Here is a 14312-nt window from a genome sequence, read left to right as displayed (position 1 = left end):
GCCTTCGCGGGCTCGGTGCGGTCCCGGTCACAGCGGGGCCCGCGCCGGGCCGGAGCGCGCCGGAGCGCCAAGTCCCTGAAAATATGGGCAGACCTTGCGATATATTTGCTCTGGCTGCCGGCCCTTTGATCAGGCCTCCGAGCGGGATGTCTCTATAGTTGCGGGCGATCCGGACCGGAGGCGCAGGATGCGCACGCTTCACCTGCTCGTCATCGCTTCCGGTCTGGCGGCCTGCGCCTTCTGGGCCACGATGCTCACGAAGCCGCCCCGCTCGCAGGCGCGCATGCACGCGCATATCGTCCTGCCACAGCCCGCACCCGCCGCGATTCCCCGCGACCGCTACGACGCCGACGATTTCGACGCGTTCTAGTGGTCCAAATCTGACGCTCCGCACCCATTCGCGAGCGGCTGCTTCGCCCCCTTGCCGACCCTCGGAAGGTCTGCTTTTCGGCCGCTTGGCGGACAAGGAACGACGGCTCGAACGCGTGGAGTTTTCCAGGTCGTCTTATGGATGTTGCCTCAAGGAAACAGACCTTCCATCGAGGGCGCGACGGCGCTTACAAGGATTCGCTCTTCACAAGTGCTCCCGACGGATATTTCAATGAGCCCTCTCGACGACGAAGCTTGGGAGGCGTGGTCTCCCCACGAACTTGGCCAGCGTCTCCGAGAAGCAACCCTCCCCTGGTACGTCGCAGGCGGATGGGCTCTGGACATTTGGCATGGCAAGCAAACACGTGAGCACGAAGACTTAGAGTTTGTTGTTATTCGCAATGATGCAGATCATTTCCGCGCCATTTTACATGAGCTGGAATTTTTTACCGTAAAAGACCGAACCATCGAATATCTTCCCCCGGCCGCTAACCTGCCAAGCGACGTCTGGCAGCTTTGGGGGGGAGACATGCGACAAGGTTGTTGGCGCGTGGACATGATGATGGAGCCAGGGACGCCAGACCTATGGATCTATAAGCGCGATCGGGCAATACAGATGGCACGTTCCGATGCCGTTCGTGTGAGCGAAACGGGCATTCCATACCTCGCGCCAATAAACGTCATGCTTTTCAAAGCCAAGCATTGTAGGAAAAAAGATCAGATTGATTTCAATTTTCTTAGGCCAAAGCTTTCTCTGGAAGAAAAGGAGCAATTAACGACTTGGCTTAACGAATTACATCCTGGCCATGAGTGGATCAAAAAATTGCCAATCAGCTGACATTGGTGAGATCATACATGGTACAGCTAAAAAACAGAATCTGATAACTGCCTTCTTCTATTGATCATCCTCCAGCCCAGATGTGGTAATTGAGCTGGTTTTGTTCGTAGAGTGATGTCTGTTACTGTGTCCGTTGCTGTGCATTGAGTCGAGAAAAATTAGCGATTAGGTCGCGGCGCAGGCGAAACATCCGCTTGAGAACGGTTGGTCAACTTTCGCTTTCCACCCTCAGCGGACCTCGCGAGCGGGGACCAAGTGTCAGATTTCGACCCCTCGCGCGGTCTCCCCATCATCCGCCGGGCGGCCCTCCGGACGGCGCGGCCGGGGTCCGACCGGGCAGGCGGACAGCGTCGCGCCCGTCCGGCAGCGCCGTGTCCCGGCGACGAGGGCCGGGCGCCCGTTGCGGCCGGATCACACCGCCCCTCATTCCGACCGCGCTGCCTTGTCAGCCGAGGGGCCGAAGCGTAGGCGTGAACCGCTAAAACGCTGTAATATCATCAGTTTAGCATCATTATAAATTGTGCTGCCGGGGGCCGGGGGGTCTGCGGTGAACGGGATCGCCTGCGCGCCCGCATGCTTGGGCGCGCGTCTGGAGGCAGGGTCATCATGTCCATTCGTCACGCCCATCCGACCCTGTCGACCCGTCGGCGCCATCGCGCCCTGGCCGGAGCGTCGCTCGCGGTTCTGGCCCTCGTCGGCGGGGGCGCGGCCGCGCAGGAGGCGACCCAGCCGCGGCGGGGCGCCGCCAATCCCACGGCGGCGGGCGCCAGCGCGCAACTCGAGGAGCTGAGCGTCGAGGGGGCCGGCAACGGCCGCGGCGTCGGCCTGCCCGAGGACCCGCGGGGGCCGATCAACGGCTACGTCGCCAACCGCTCGACGGCCGGCACGAAGACGAACACCCCGATCCTGGAGACGCCGCAGGCGATCACCGTGATCGGCCGCCAGCAACTCGACGACCAGAAGCCGGTGAGCCTGCAGGAGGCCCTGCAATACTCCCCCGTGCTCGGCGCGACCTTCGGTTCGGACACCCGCAACGACTGGTTCCTGATCCGCGGCTTCCCGGCCCAGGAGGTCGGCCTGTTCCTCGACGGGCTGCAGCTCTTCGAGACCAACTACGCCACCTGGAAGCTGGAGCCCTTCGGCCTGGAGCGGATCGAGGTCCTGCGCGGCCCCTCCTCGGTCCTCTACGGCGGCACCGGCCCGAGCGGCATCGTCAACGCGGTGAGCAAGCGCCCGCCGCTCGTGCCGCTGCGCTACGTCGAGGCGGGCGTCAACGAGTTCGGCAACGCCTACGGCGCCTTCGACATCGGCGGCCCCGTGGCGACCACCGAGGGCCAGGGCCAGTTCTTCTACCGGGTGGTCGGCCGCGCGCGCGGCGGCGGCACGCAGGTCGACTACACGAACGACGACAGCTTCTACATCGCGCCCTCCCTGACCTGGCGGCCGGACGCCTCGACCTCCTTCACGGTGCTGAGCTCGTTCCGGCACGACGACACGAAGGGCCAGAACTTCCTGCCCTACGTCGGCACGGTGCAGCGCGCGCCCTTCGGCTTCATCTCGACGAGCCGCTTCACGGGCGATCCGGGCATCGACAAGTTCACCCGCGACCAGGCGCTGATCGGCTACGAGTTCGAGCACCGCTTCGACAACGACATCGTGGTCCGCCAGAACGCCCGCTACGGGCAGGTCGACGTCGATTACCGCACCCGCTTCGGCGGCGGCTACGCGACGACGCCCGCGGCGGCCGATCTCAGCCGCTTCAACTTCCTGGCGCAGAACTCGGCGACCCAGGCCGACCTCGACACGCAGGTGATCGCGCCCTTCCGCACCGGCTTCCTCGACCACACGCTGCTCGGCGGCGTCGAGTACCGGCGCTACGACATCAACAACGTGCAGGATTTCGGGTTCGGCCCCTCGCTCAACCTGATCAACCCGGTCTACACGCCGAACGCGCCCTTCACGACCGGCCCGTTCCAGAACAACTTCCTGACCCAGAACCAGGTCGGCCTCTACCTGCAGGACCAGATCAAGTTCGGCCCCTGGACGCTGGTGCTGAGCGGGCGCCACGACTGGGTCAACACCGACAACGACAACCGCCTCGGGCCGAGTGGGAACCGCGACATCAGCGCCTTCAGCGGCCGCGTCGGTCTCATCTACACGAGCGACCTCGGCGTTGCGCCCTACGTCTCCTACGCCCGCAGCTTCAATCCGATCGTCGGCACCAACGGCGTGACGGGCGAGATCCTGCGGCCCGAGACCGGCGAACAGGTCGAGGTCGGCTTCAAGTACCAGCCCATCGGCTTCGACGGCTATGTCGGCGCCGCCGTGTTCGACCTCACCCGGCAGAACGTGCTCACGACGAACCCGGCCAACGTCCTGCAGACCATCCAGAACGGCGAGGTCCGCTCCCGCGGCGTCGAGCTCGAGGCGGTGGCCAACCTGATGCCGGGCCTGCGCCTCGTCGGCGCCTACACCGCCTACCAGTTCCAGATCACGCGGGATGCCGATCCGACGATCATCGGCCGGACACCGGCGGCCACGCCGCAGCAATTCGGCTCGATCTTCCTCGACTACACGATCCAGACCGGGGCGTGGCGGAACTTCGGCTTCGGCGGCGGCGTGCGCGGCGTCGGCGGCTCCTATGCCGATCCGCAGAACCTCTTCAAGGTCTCGCCCTACATCGTCGGCGACGCGGTCATCCACTACGACTGGGAGGGCTGGCGCTTCGCGCTCAACGTCCGGAACATCTCGGACGAGCGCTACGTCTCCACCTGCTCGACGGTCTCGGCCTGCTTCTACGGCGGTCGCCGCCGCATCCTGGCGAGCGTCGGCTACAAGTGGTGAAGGCGCGGGCGGGGAGGGGCCGGCGCCCCTCCCGCAGCCCCCTCCGCAGGACGAAGGCGCCCCTGCCCGAATCCGGTGCGCCGGTCGGCGCGCGCACGAGCTCGGCCGCGCGGAATCGCCGCCGGCGTCGGCAAGGACAGCGGTAAGGCCGCGCGAGCCTCGGCCGGCGCCTCTCTCAGGGCTTCGCCGCCCCTCCGAGCGCGCTCAGCCGGCGCAGGACCGTGCGGATATGGGCCCTCACCCGCTCGCGGCGCGCGGCCGACTCGTCCCGTCCGTCGCTCGTCGAACCGTCAGCCCCGCCCATCATCCCGGCCCCGTCGATACGCGCCGCGCGCGTGCGCCGGCAGCAGGTGTTACGGCTGAAGAGCTTGCCTCTTAATCCGTCTGCGCTCGAGACTGGACTGAAATCATAAAACAGACGCGCAATAAAGGTATATAATCCACTCAATTACGTTAGGATGAAATTAATCTAAACGATTGATAAAACGTCGATGACCCACCTCAGGCTGGCGGATCCGCCGCGAGTGATCGTTGACCGTCAGGGGGAGCGGGACCGTGCTGAAGCGCTTCTACTTCGACCTCGTGTGTCGGGAGCGGGTCATCCCGGACGACACGGGCATCGAGGCGGCCGACCTCGACGAGGCGCTGGAGGAGGCGGAGGCGGCCTTGCAGGAGATGCGCCGGAGCGGGGAGGCGTCCGAGTTCGACGAGGGCTGGAGCCTGCTGATTCGCGACGAGGGCGGCGCGGCCCTGCGGAAGCTGCCGATCCTGATCTACCTCGCCCTCACGCAGCTGATGATGGATGCCGGCGAGGTGTTCGTCTTCTTCACGGAGGCTTGAGCCGGCCCGGGATGCACCGACCGAATTCCTGCGATCGCGCGAAGATGGGCGATAATTTTCATATCGTATCAACCAGTACGGGTGTTTTTACCCTTTGTAAGCCGCAATACCTCGCAAGCATCGTGTGCCTGGCGTGCCCCAATTAGGACGCCTTTAGTGTCTCAATGGCCAAGCTACGATTTCCATCGGAGGGGAAACGCATGGCCGACTACGTGCTTGAGGGTCCGCGCTGGGGCGCGGGCGCGCGGGGAACCAGCGGCGGCACGGTCACCTGGGCGATCGACGCCGCGCTGCCGGCGGCCTTCGCCGGCATCATCCAGTCCGCCTTCGCCACGTGGTCGAGCGTCGCCAATATCAGCTTCCAGCAGGTCTCCTCGACCGCCTCCGCCAGCATCGACCTGACGCAGGGCCTCATCGACGGGATCGGCAACACGCTGGGCTACGCGAACTACGCCTTCTCGGGCCAGCGCATGAGCGCGGCCACCGTCACCTTCGATTCCGCGGAAGGCTGGCACGCCGCGGGCAGCAAGGTCGTCAGCAACCAGGGCGTCGACTTCTTCCTCGTGGCCCTGCACGAGATCGGCCACGCGCTGGGGCTCGACCATTACAACGGCAAGCCGGAGGTGATGAACTCGATCATCAGCCCCTCCATCACGGGCCTGATGGCGGGCGACATCGCGGGCATCCAGGCCCTCTACGGAGCGGCCCCCGGCTCCGCCCCCGTGGCGGTGGCCCCGACCCCCGCCCCGGCCCCGAAGGTCGACGCGTCCGGGGTGACGGCGGTCTACCGCTTCTACGACACGTCCACGGGCGACCATTTCTACACCACGAGCACGGCCGAGAAGGTCCAGATCCAGAAGACGCTGCCGAGCTACCAGTACGAGGGTGTCGGCTGGGCGACCCCGCAGGACGGGCCGAACACGATCGACGTGTTCCGCTTCTACGACACGAAGACCGGCCAGCACTTCTTCACGACGGATGCGGGCGAGCGCGACACGATCCTCAAGACCCTGCCGACCTACCATTACGAGGGCGTCGCCTTCGAGGCCTACGCGAACGCGGCCGCGGCGGGGCCGGGCGGGGTCACGCTCGAGCGCTTCTACAACACCCAGACGGGGCTGCACCATTACGCGGCGAACGCCGCGGAGGCGAACGCCATCAACCACGGCGCGGCCGGCCCCGGCTGGGTCGACGAGGGCCAAGCCTTCACCGTGCACGTCCCCGGCGACGGCATGCTCTTCGCCTGAGCCGGGCCGGGCGCAGCGCGGGACGCCGGACCCCGGCGCGGGATCAGATCCCGTCGCCGGGCCGTGCGGGACCCGGCGAGGCCGGGGCCACCGCGGGGCGCAAGCCCCGGTCGCCGCGCATGGCCATCACGTTCCACACGGCCAGGGCGAGGTAGGGTCCGACGAAGACCAGGAACAGCACCAGGGACATGCTCGCCTCCCATCCGCTCTCGGAGCGCGACGCGGGATCGGCCGGCTCCCGAACGCTTAAGTCCCGGCGACCCGATTCCGTTTCACGCATCGGTTGCGGATCCGCGGCAAGGGCCGGCCGAGCAAGTCGGCGCAGCCGCCGAGGAGGAGGGGTCTCCCACGCCTTGAGCGGCGCCGGACCCCAAGGCGGGCCTTCAGGGTGGTTCCGGCAAGCGCTGCTCGCCATCCGGGAGCAGGGCCCCCTCGGCTCGGGCAAGGCGCATTGACCCGGGATCCCCGGATGGGGATATCCGCGACCGGGCTTCCGTGAGCAGAAGGTCGACGAGCGCCGGAAATCGCTGCCGCAGCTCGGCGACGCGCAGCCGGTTGCTGCGGCTGTTCCCCTGATCGACCTGATGGATGAGACCCGCCTCCCGCAGCACGCGGAAATGGTGCGTGCGGGTGGCCTTGCTGACCGGCAGATCGAACGAGCTGCAATGGCGGACCGCGTCGGGGCTGGCAGCGAGCGTCAGCACGACCTGGCGGCGCAGCGGGTCGGCGAGCGCGGCGAAGATCGTCCCCAGATCCATCTCGTCCGGGGCGGGATGGCCGAACTCATCGGGCATGGCGCGTCTCGAAAGGTATGGCTTGCATCGTACCTGAGATCGTGTGTGATGGCGCGGCCCTCCCGGGAGCCGGAACTCGCATGACGACAAGACGCGTCGCCCTCCTCACAGAATTCGGCCCTCCGCAGGTCCTGTCGGTCGCGACGGAGGACCTCCCGCCGCCGATGCCGGGCGAGGTGCAGATCCGCCAGACCGCCATCGGCTTCAACTTCATCGACATCTATCAGCGGACGGGGATTTATCCGCTCCCCCTGCCGACGGGCCTCGGCTTCGAGGCGGCAGGGGTGGTCGAGGCGCTCGGCCCCGGTGTCGCCGGCATCGCGGTCGGGGACCGGGTCGCCTACATGAACGCCGGCGTCGGGGCCTACGCGGACCGGCGCAACGTCCCCGCGGAGAAGCTCGTCACCCTGCCGGACACGGTCACGGACGAGGCGGCCGCGACGCTGCTCTTCAAGGGCATGACGGCGCAGTACCTGCTGCGCAAGACGCATCCCGTGCAGGCGGGCGACCTCCTGCTCGTCCATTCCGCCGCGGGCGGCGTCGGGCAGATCCTCACGCGCTGGGCAACGGCGCTCGGTGCCACCGTCGTCGGCACGACGGGCTCGCCGCGGAAGCGCGACGCCGCGCTCGCCGCCGGCTGCGCGGAGGTGATCGACCTCAACGATCCGGACTGGCCGCAGGTCTTCCTGAAGGCAACGGGGGGCCGCAAGGCCCGCGTCGTCTACGACGCGATCGGCAAGGACACCCTGGTCAGGTCGCTCGATTGCGCGGCACCGTTCGGCCTCGTCGTCAGCTACGGCGCCTCCTCCGGCAAGGCCCCGGCCATCGAGCCCGAGCTTCTCAACAAGAAGGGCTGCCTGTTCCTGACCCGGCCCTCCGTCTTCCCGCACAATGCCGACGCGGCGACGTTCCGTGCCAACGCCGCCGACCTGTTCGACGCGATCGCCGCCGGCCATGTGACGGTCGATATCGGCGCGCGGTTCCCGCTGGACGCGATCGCGGATGTCCACGTCGCGGCGGAAGAGCGCCGGTTCGGCGGCGCGATGCTCATCACGCCCTAGCCGTCGTCGCTCCGGAGGTTGTCCGCCCGAGGCTCGGGAGCGGGTCTGTGATTGCGACGGCCCGCGACCCCGGCCCCGGAATCGCGGATGGACGCGCCTCGGAATGCCCGAACGAGTCCGCGCCGGCGAAGGCTGATCGTGTCGCGTCCGAAGAGCGGCCGGCGGGTCGAGGGCAGCTGCCTCGGTGCACGGCCGGGGCATGGTCCGGCCCGAGCCCGACGCCGGGCCCGCACTCGACCTTCCTGCAACCGAGCGCCTGATCCGTCAGCCTCGCCCGGCCCCGACCTGTTCGGCGCGGCAGCCTGACGGATTTCACTCTGCGGGCCATCGAACGACCCGGACATCGAGGCTGCGGAGCCGGGCTGGCGGAAGGGGTGGGATTCGAACCCACGGTGGAGTTGCCCCCACGGCGGTTTTCAAGACCGCTGCCTTAAACCACTCGGCCACCCTTCCCCGGTGCCCGCCCGGGCGGGGGCGAGTCCCCGCGCTTGATAGCGGAGAACGCCCGCGGGCGACATCGAAAACATCGGCCTCAGGGGTCGAGGCGTCCGAGCCGGTCGAGGAGGGCGCGGTCGTGGAGGAGGGCCATGCGCTCCTTCGGGGTCAGCCAGCCCGCGGCCTCGGCGAGGGTCTCGGCCTCGACCACCTTCGCCTGGGCGAGCGTCCGCTCCGGGTCGATGCGCCCGCGCGGGCGCGGTTCGCCCGCGGGCAGCATCGCGACGTGTGCCCGGGCGAGGGCGGGCTCGGAATGGAGCGCGCGCAGGGAATCCGCCTCGTCGAAGCCGCGGGCGGCGTTGCGGTCCGCGAGGGCGCCGGCGGCCTGGGCGATCGCGGGCGGCTCGCGCTCCTCCGGGGTCATCAGGAGGCCGGCCCGGCGCAGGGCGAGGCCGAGGCCGAGCTGGCCGCTCGCCCAGGAGATCGGGATCGCCAGGACGAGGCCGAGGATCGTCGGCGACATCCAGAGGAACAGGGAGGTGGCGATGGCGAAGGCCGCCACCCCCGTGATCAGCCCGAGCGCCGTGTGCCAGCGGTGGCGGCGCACGATGTCGCGGAAGGGAATCGAGCCGTCGTCCCGCCGCTGCGGGTTCCAGCCCGTGTCGCGCCCGGCCAGGATCTGGAACACCGAGCCCGACTGGATCAGCATCGCGATCGGGGCGATCAGGGCCGAGAGCAGGATCTCGATGAGGCTCGAGGCGAGGAGCCGGATCGTGCCGCCGCAGGCCCGCCGCACCGGCCCGTCGATCAGGGCGAGGATCAGGCCGAGGACCTTCGGGGCGAGCAGGATGCCCATGGTGAGGCCGAAGAGCTTGAGCGCGCGCACCGGGTCGAAGCGCGGGAAGACCGCGTAGAGCCCGAACTCGCTCGTGAAGTATTCGGGCCGCACATAGGCCGTCTGCAGCACGAGGGCGATGCCGACGACGAGCTGCGCCAGCCAGAGCGGGGAGGCGACGTAGCCCGCGATGCCGGTGGCGAAGTGCTGGCGGGAGGCGAGGGCGAGGCCCGCCGCGCCGATGATGCGGCCGTGCTGCAGGTTGCCCTGCGCCCAGCGCCGGTCGCGCACCGCCACGTCGATCAGGGAGGGCGGGCTCTCCTCGTAGGAGCCGGAGAGCGTCGGCAGCATGGTGACCGCCCAGCCGGCGCGGCGGATCAGGGCCGCCTCCACGAAATCGTGGCTCAGCACGTGGCCGCCGAAGGGCGGGCGGCCGGGCAGGTCCGGCAGGCCGCAGGCCTGCGCGAAGGCGCGGGTGCGGATGATCGCGTTGTGGCCCCAGTAATTGCCGTCGCGGCCCGACCACACGCTCAAGCCCGTCGCGATCACGGGCCCGTAGATGCGCGCGGCGAATTGCTGGACGCGGGCAAACAGCGTGTTGCGGTTGATGATGAGCGGCAGGCTCTGGATGATGCCGGCATCCGGGTCCGCCTCCATGGCGCTCGCGAGCCGCACCACGCTGTCGCCCGTCATCAGGCTGTCGGCGTCGAGCACCAGCATGTGGTCGTAATGCCCGCCCCAGCGGCTCACGAAATCGCCGATGTTGCCGGCCTTGCGGTGGTGGTTCTTCGGCCGGTGCCGGTAGAAGATCCGGGCCTCGCGCCCGAGGCGGGCCCGCAGGTCGAGGAAGGCGCGCTCCTCGGCGATCCAGGCGTCGGCCTGCGTCGAGTCCGAGAGCACGAACCAGTCGAAGTGCCGGCCGAGCCCCGTCGCCTCGACGGATTCGCGCATCGCCTCGAGCCCCGCGAAGGTGCGGGCGGTGGCCTCGTTGTAGACGGGCATCAGGACCGCCGTGCGGGTCGCGAGCGCGGCCGGCCGCGCGGGCAGGCGCGGGCGGCGCAGGAGCGTGACGAAGCCGAGGATCGCGCCGGTGAAGGCGAGGGCGATCCAGGAGAAGTTGAGCACGAACAGGACGAGCAAGGCCCATTGCAGCGCCGTCGGGCTGCCCGAGACCGCGATGGTCTCGTACATCTGCAGGGCGCCGTAGGCGGTGAGCGCAACCGCGCCCCCGAACACGAAGAGGCGCGCGCCCCAGGGCGTCCGGAGGGGCCGGCCCGGCCGGTGGCCCTGGTCCGGGCTCCAGCGCGCGAGATCCTGCACCGGCATCGGAAGCGGCGCCTCCGGCGGCATCGCGGGCGCGAAGCCGGCCTCCTCCGGGGCAGGAGCCTCCGGGGGCGACGGGGCGTCGAGGGTGGCGGTTCGGTCCATGGGGCTGCCTCTCACGGCGTCCAGCGGTAGAGCCAGGTCTCGGTGATCGCCCGCCCGTCCCGGCGCAGGGCGAGGCGCAGCTCGCAGGCCCGCTCGCCGCCGGGATCGAGTTCGAAGGCGACCCGCACCGTCTTGCGCTCGGGATAGGCGTAGAGCGCCTGCCGGGCGATGGTGCCCGGGCTCGCCGTCAGCGCGGTCTCGGTCTCGGGGCCGGGCCGCGCGAAGGCCTCGCCCGTGAAGTCCACGAGGAAGAGCCGGCGGTTGCCGCCGCTGCCGCGCCCGCTCCGGGTGCCGGTCACCCGGGCGACCGGCGGGCGCTCCGGCGGCTCCCAGCACCAGAACTGGCGGTAGGCGAAGCGCGTCTCGGCGCCCGCCGCGAGCGCGGTCCTGGGCCGCCAATAGGCGAGGATGTTCTCGTTGAACTCGGAATCGCTCGGGATCTCGAGGAGCGTCACCGCGCCCTCGCCCCAGGAGCCCAGCGGCTCCAGCCAGAGGGAGGGGCGCCCCTCCCAATGCTGCACGTCGTCCTCGAAATCCGCGTAGTCGCGCGCCCGCTGCATCAGGCCGAACCCCTTCGGGTCGGCGTCGAGGAAGGAGGAGATCTGCAGGGTGTCCGGGTTGTGCACCGGCCGCCAGATCGCCTCCTCGGCGCCGTTGCGGATCTGCAGGCCGCCCGCCGCGTAGGCTCCGGCGCGGGCGTCGTCGTTGCCGCGCCGGTCGTGGGGGCCGAACAGGTAGGTCGCCTGCATGCCGCCGAGCCCGAGATGGTCGATGGTCACGCGCGGGAAGACGGTGCCCTCGATGTCGGCGATCGAGGCCTCGCCCGGGCGCAGGCTCAGGCGCAGGGCGCCGGAAGCGGATTCGGAATCGATCAGCGCGTGGACGACGAGCCGGTCCTCCCCCGGCCCCGGCCGCTCGATCCAGAAGGCGCGGAAGCGCGGGAATTCCTCGCCGCGGGAATCGGCCGGGCGCAGCGTCAGCGCCCGGGCCGTGACGCCGAAGCCCTGGCCCGCCGCGAGCAGGCGGAAGAACGAGGCGCCCTGGAACAGCGCGAAATCGGAGAGTTCGCCCCCGCCGAAGCGGGCCCGCAGGCGGAAGCCCGAATAGCCCGGATCCTCCGGGAACTCGGGCAGCACGAAGCCGCCGGTCGCGAACAGGGAACGGTCGTAGGGGACGGGCCGCACCGTGCCGTCCTCGACCAGGGCGAGGCTGACCCGGTCGGTGAAGATCGAGCCCCGGTGCAGCGGCTCCACCGTGAAGCGGAGGCCCGCCTCGGCCCAGAGGGCGCGGCCGGGCGCGGTGGCGATGGCGTTGTACTGCTCGCGGCCGAGGTTGCGCAGCGAGGCGGGCAGGTCGTCGGTGCGCGGGGCGGCGTAGGGGGCCTTGGCGAGCGCCCGGGCGATCTCGACGACGGTGCCCGGCTCGAAGCGGGCGCCGGCCGGGGGCAGGGCGGGCGCGCCCTCCGCGGCGTGGGCGGCGCCGGCGAGCAGGCCGGCAAGCCCCCCCGCCGCATGGCGCAGGAGGTCGCGGCGGGAGCGGTCCCGGGCGGGCGACGGGGGGTGCTCGCGGGGGCAGGGGGCGAGGCCGGGGCGACCGTCTGTGGGCAGCGTCATACCGTCTTCATGCACGCAACGGCGGGGAATGGGCAGGGGTCATCGCAGTTTGTGTGCGCCGCAGCGGGCGAGATTTCGTCTACCACGCCGGCGCCTGAACTGAAGGTTAAGATACTTCCGATCTACTCCATCAGAAGTCGCACTGCTCCCTGCGGGCGGGTTTTGCGCAGCCCTGCCGATCGGCTAAGCCGGAGCGTGAAGCGCCCTGCGCGCAGCAGGCAGATCCGGGGTTCCGACCGATGACGACATCCGACACGGCCTCCGGCCGGTCCGACACGGCCTCCGGCCGGCGCAGCCTCACGGCGATCGTGCTCGCGGCGGGCAAGGGCACGCGGATGCGTTCCGACCTGCCGAAGGTGCTGCACCGGATCGCCGGGCGCAGCATGCTCGGCCACGTGCTGGCCGCGGCGCAGGAGGCGGGCGCCACCCGCATCGCCGTGGTGGCGGAGCCGGGGCGCGAGGACGTCGCCCGCGAGGCCGCCGCGGCGGCGCCGGGCGCGCGCCTCTACCCGCAGGCCGAGCGCCTCGGCACGGCGCACGCGGTGCTCGCCGCCCGCGCGGCGCTCGCCGAGGGCGACGACGACATCGTGGTGGCCTTCGGGGACACGCCGCTCATCTCCAGCGAGACGCTCCGGCGCCTGCGCGCGCCCCTCGCCGAGGGCGCGGCCGTGGCGGTGCTCGCCTTCGAGGCCGCGGAGCCGGCGGGCTACGGGCGCGTCCTGACGGAGGGCGAGCGGGTGCTCGCCATCCGCGAGGAGAAGGATGCGAGCGAGGCCGAGCGCCGGGTGCGCCTGTGCAATGCCGGGCTGATGGCGCTCGCGGGCGCCCACGCCCTCCCGCTCCTGGAGCGGATCGGCAACGACAACGCGGCCGGCGAGTACTACCTGCCCGACGCGGTGGCGCTGGCGGTGGCCGACGGCCTGCCCGTGGCCGTCGTCTCCGTGGAGGAGGCGGAGGCGCAGGGGGTCAACGACCGGGTCCAGCTCGGCGTCGCCGAGGCCGCGATCCAGGCGCGGCTGCGCCGGGCCGCCCAGCTCGGCGGCGCGACCCTGATCGCCCCCGAGACCGTCTTCCTCAGCGCCGACACGGTGCTCGGCCGCGACGTGGTGGTGGAGCCCCACGTCGTGTTCGGCCCCGGCGTCGCGGTCGGCGACGGCTCGGTCGTCCACGCCTTCTCGCATCTCGAGGGCGCGCGCCTGGAGGAGGGGGTCAGCATCGGCCCCTACGCGCGCCTGCGCCCCGGCGCCCTGCTGGAGACGGGCGCGCGCATCGGCAATTTCGTCGAGGTCAAGAACGCGACGCTCCGGGCCGGCGCCAAGGCCAACCACCTGACCTATCTCGGCGATGCCGAGATCGGCGAGGGCGCCAATGTCGGGGCGGGCACCATCACCTGCAATTACGACGGCGTGAACAAGCACCGCACCGCGATCGGGGCGGGCGCCTTCATCGGCTCGAACTCGGCCCTCGTCGCCCCCGTGAGCATCGGGGCCGGCGCCTACGTCGCCACGGGATCGGTCATCACCGACGACGTGCCGGCCGACGCGCTGGCCGTCGCCCGCGGGCGGCAGGCGGTGAAGGAGGGCTGGGCCGAGCCGAAACGCGCGGCGATGCGGGCGGAGAAAGAGGCGCGCGCGCGCAAGGGCTGAGCCCGAAAATCCGAGTTCTGCCACTGACTTGCGGCGGGATCCTGCGAGACCCTCTCAAGGCTTTCGCAGCAATCCGCGCCCGAAACCGGCCTCGGGGCTGGCATGGCGCCGTCCCGATCCGGTACAAGGGCGACGCTTTCAGGCAAGCGCGGCCGGGCACAACCCTTGCGGGTGTCGAGCCGCGCGCAGGGCGTTCCGGCCGGACCGGGACGCCATCGGCATCATCGAGGCAGAAGATACGACCATGTGCGGCATCGTAGGCATCGTCGGGCGCGACGCGGTGGCAGGCCAGGTCATCGAGGCGCTGCGCCGCCTCGAATACCGCGGCTACGACTCGGCCGGCATCGCAACCCTCGAGCACG

12 protein-coding genes and 1 tRNA gene are annotated in these 14312 nt (G+C 70.0%); 7 read left to right on the top strand and 6 right to left on the bottom strand.

Annotation, left to right across the window (positions count from 1 at the left end):
* Positions 1-187: 187 nt before the first annotated feature.
* The 3 genes from J2X36_RS24245 (at position 188) to J2X36_RS24235 (ending at position 4051) form a co-directional block, all read left to right on the top strand.
* Positions 188-370 carry a hypothetical protein gene (locus J2X36_RS24245; RefSeq protein WP_132254390.1) on the top strand — a complete coding sequence of 61 codons (183 nt, stop codon included), beginning with the start codon at positions 188-190 and terminating at the stop codon, positions 368-370.
* A gap of 231 nt (positions 371-601) precedes the next feature.
* Positions 602-1207, top strand: a complete 606-nt coding sequence (locus tag J2X36_RS24240; RefSeq protein WP_310354490.1) for a nucleotidyltransferase domain-containing protein — start codon at positions 602-604, stop codon at positions 1205-1207.
* A 606-nt stretch (positions 1208-1813) separates the two neighbouring features.
* A complete protein-coding gene (locus tag J2X36_RS24235; RefSeq protein WP_310354489.1) occupies positions 1814-4051 on the top strand; it encodes a TonB-dependent siderophore receptor in 2238 nt (745 codons plus the stop codon).
* A gap of 175 nt (positions 4052-4226) precedes the next feature.
* On the opposite strand, the gene J2X36_RS24230 is transcribed toward J2X36_RS24235, so the two are convergent.
* Positions 4227-4358 carry a hypothetical protein gene (locus J2X36_RS24230; protein WP_310354488.1) on the bottom strand — a complete coding sequence of 44 codons (132 nt, stop codon included), beginning with the start codon at positions 4356-4358 and terminating at the stop codon, positions 4227-4229.
* Positions 4359-4606: 248 nt separating this feature from the next.
* On the opposite strand from J2X36_RS24230, the gene J2X36_RS24225 reads away from it, so the two are divergent.
* Both J2X36_RS24225 and J2X36_RS24220 read left to right on the top strand, forming a co-directional pair.
* Positions 4607-4891 (top strand): DUF6894 family protein, encoded by a 285-nt coding sequence (locus J2X36_RS24225; RefSeq protein WP_165937858.1) that lies wholly within the window; start codon positions 4607-4609, stop codon positions 4889-4891.
* A 200-nt stretch (positions 4892-5091) separates the two neighbouring features.
* A complete protein-coding gene (locus J2X36_RS24220) occupies positions 5092-6138 on the top strand; it encodes a matrixin family metalloprotease (RefSeq protein ID WP_310354486.1) in 1047 nt (348 codons plus the stop codon).
* Positions 6139-6181: 43 nt separating this feature from the next.
* Here J2X36_RS24220 and J2X36_RS24215 read toward each other — a convergent pair whose 3' ends face one another.
* Both J2X36_RS24215 and J2X36_RS24210 read right to left on the bottom strand, forming a co-directional pair.
* Positions 6182-6328, bottom strand: coding sequence for a hypothetical protein (locus J2X36_RS24215; RefSeq protein ID WP_310354485.1), 147 nt, complete (start codon positions 6326-6328; stop codon positions 6182-6184).
* A gap of 193 nt (positions 6329-6521) precedes the next feature.
* Positions 6522-6932 carry a helix-turn-helix transcriptional regulator gene (locus J2X36_RS24210; protein ID WP_132254386.1) on the bottom strand — a complete coding sequence of 137 codons (411 nt, stop codon included), beginning with the start codon at positions 6930-6932 and terminating at the stop codon, positions 6522-6524.
* 80 nt (positions 6933-7012) lie between these two features.
* On the opposite strand from J2X36_RS24210, the gene J2X36_RS24205 reads away from it, so the two are divergent.
* Complete coding sequence (locus J2X36_RS24205; RefSeq protein WP_310354482.1) at positions 7013-7993, top strand: quinone oxidoreductase; 981 nt, start codon at positions 7013-7015, stop codon at positions 7991-7993.
* A gap of 363 nt (positions 7994-8356) precedes the next feature.
* Here the strand turns inward: J2X36_RS24205 and J2X36_RS24200 are convergent.
* The 3 genes from J2X36_RS24200 to J2X36_RS24190 form a co-directional block, all read right to left on the bottom strand.
* Positions 8357-8446: transfer RNA gene (locus tag J2X36_RS24200), tRNA-Ser, on the bottom strand.
* A gap of 79 nt (positions 8447-8525) precedes the next feature.
* Positions 8526-10691: a glucans biosynthesis glucosyltransferase MdoH gene (mdoH, locus tag J2X36_RS24195; protein WP_132256083.1), complete on the bottom strand. Its 2166-nt coding sequence runs from the start codon at positions 10689-10691 to the stop codon at positions 8526-8528.
* 11 nt (positions 10692-10702) lie between these two features.
* A complete protein-coding gene (locus tag J2X36_RS24190) occupies positions 10703-12304 on the bottom strand; it encodes a glucan biosynthesis protein D (protein ID WP_310354480.1) in 1602 nt (533 codons plus the stop codon).
* A 239-nt stretch (positions 12305-12543) separates the two neighbouring features.
* On the opposite strand from J2X36_RS24190, the gene glmU reads away from it, so the two are divergent.
* A complete protein-coding gene (glmU, locus tag J2X36_RS24185; RefSeq protein WP_310354478.1) occupies positions 12544-13950 on the top strand; it encodes a bifunctional UDP-N-acetylglucosamine diphosphorylase/glucosamine-1-phosphate N-acetyltransferase GlmU in 1407 nt (468 codons plus the stop codon).
* The last annotated feature ends 362 nt before the right edge of the window (positions 13951-14312 follow it).

Source organism: Methylobacterium sp. BE186 (genome assembly GCF_031457035.1).
GTDB classification, from domain to species: domain Bacteria; phylum Pseudomonadota; class Alphaproteobacteria; order Rhizobiales; family Beijerinckiaceae; genus Methylobacterium; species Methylobacterium segetis.
Note: the sequence above shows the minus strand (reverse complement) of the source record. Positions and strands in the feature narration are given on the sequence as shown.

Bases quoted from the DNA above. Each gene is read 5' to 3' on its own strand.
- J2X36_RS24210 (WP_132254386.1), bottom strand. From the start codon at position 6,932: ATGCCCGATGAGTTCGGCCATCCCGCCCCGGACGAGATGGATCTGGGG.
- J2X36_RS24220 (WP_310354486.1), top strand. From the start codon at position 5,092: ATGGCCGACTACGTGCTTGAGGGTCCGCGCTGGGGCGCGGGCGCGCGG.
- J2X36_RS24240 (WP_310354490.1), top strand. From the start codon at position 602: ATGAGCCCTCTCGACGACGAAGCTTGGGAGGCGTGGTCTCCCCACGAA.
- J2X36_RS24230 (WP_310354488.1), bottom strand. From the start codon at position 4,358: ATGATGGGCGGGGCTGACGGTTCGACGAGCGACGGACGGGACGAGTCG.
- mdoH (WP_132256083.1), bottom strand. From the start codon at position 10,691: ATGGACCGAACCGCCACCCTCGACGCCCCGTCGCCCCCGGAGGCTCCT.
- glmU (WP_310354478.1), top strand. From the start codon at position 12,544: ATGACGACATCCGACACGGCCTCCGGCCGGTCCGACACGGCCTCCGGC.
- J2X36_RS24235 (WP_310354489.1), top strand. From the start codon at position 1,814: ATGTCCATTCGTCACGCCCATCCGACCCTGTCGACCCGTCGGCGCCAT.
- J2X36_RS24190 (WP_310354480.1), bottom strand. From the start codon at position 12,304: ATGACGCTGCCCACAGACGGTCGCCCCGGCCTCGCCCCCTGCCCCCGC.
- J2X36_RS24205 (WP_310354482.1), top strand. From the start codon at position 7,013: ATGACGACAAGACGCGTCGCCCTCCTCACAGAATTCGGCCCTCCGCAG.
- J2X36_RS24245 (WP_132254390.1), top strand. From the start codon at position 188: ATGCGCACGCTTCACCTGCTCGTCATCGCTTCCGGTCTGGCGGCCTGC.
- J2X36_RS24215 (WP_310354485.1), bottom strand. From the start codon at position 6,328: ATGTCCCTGGTGCTGTTCCTGGTCTTCGTCGGACCCTACCTCGCCCTG.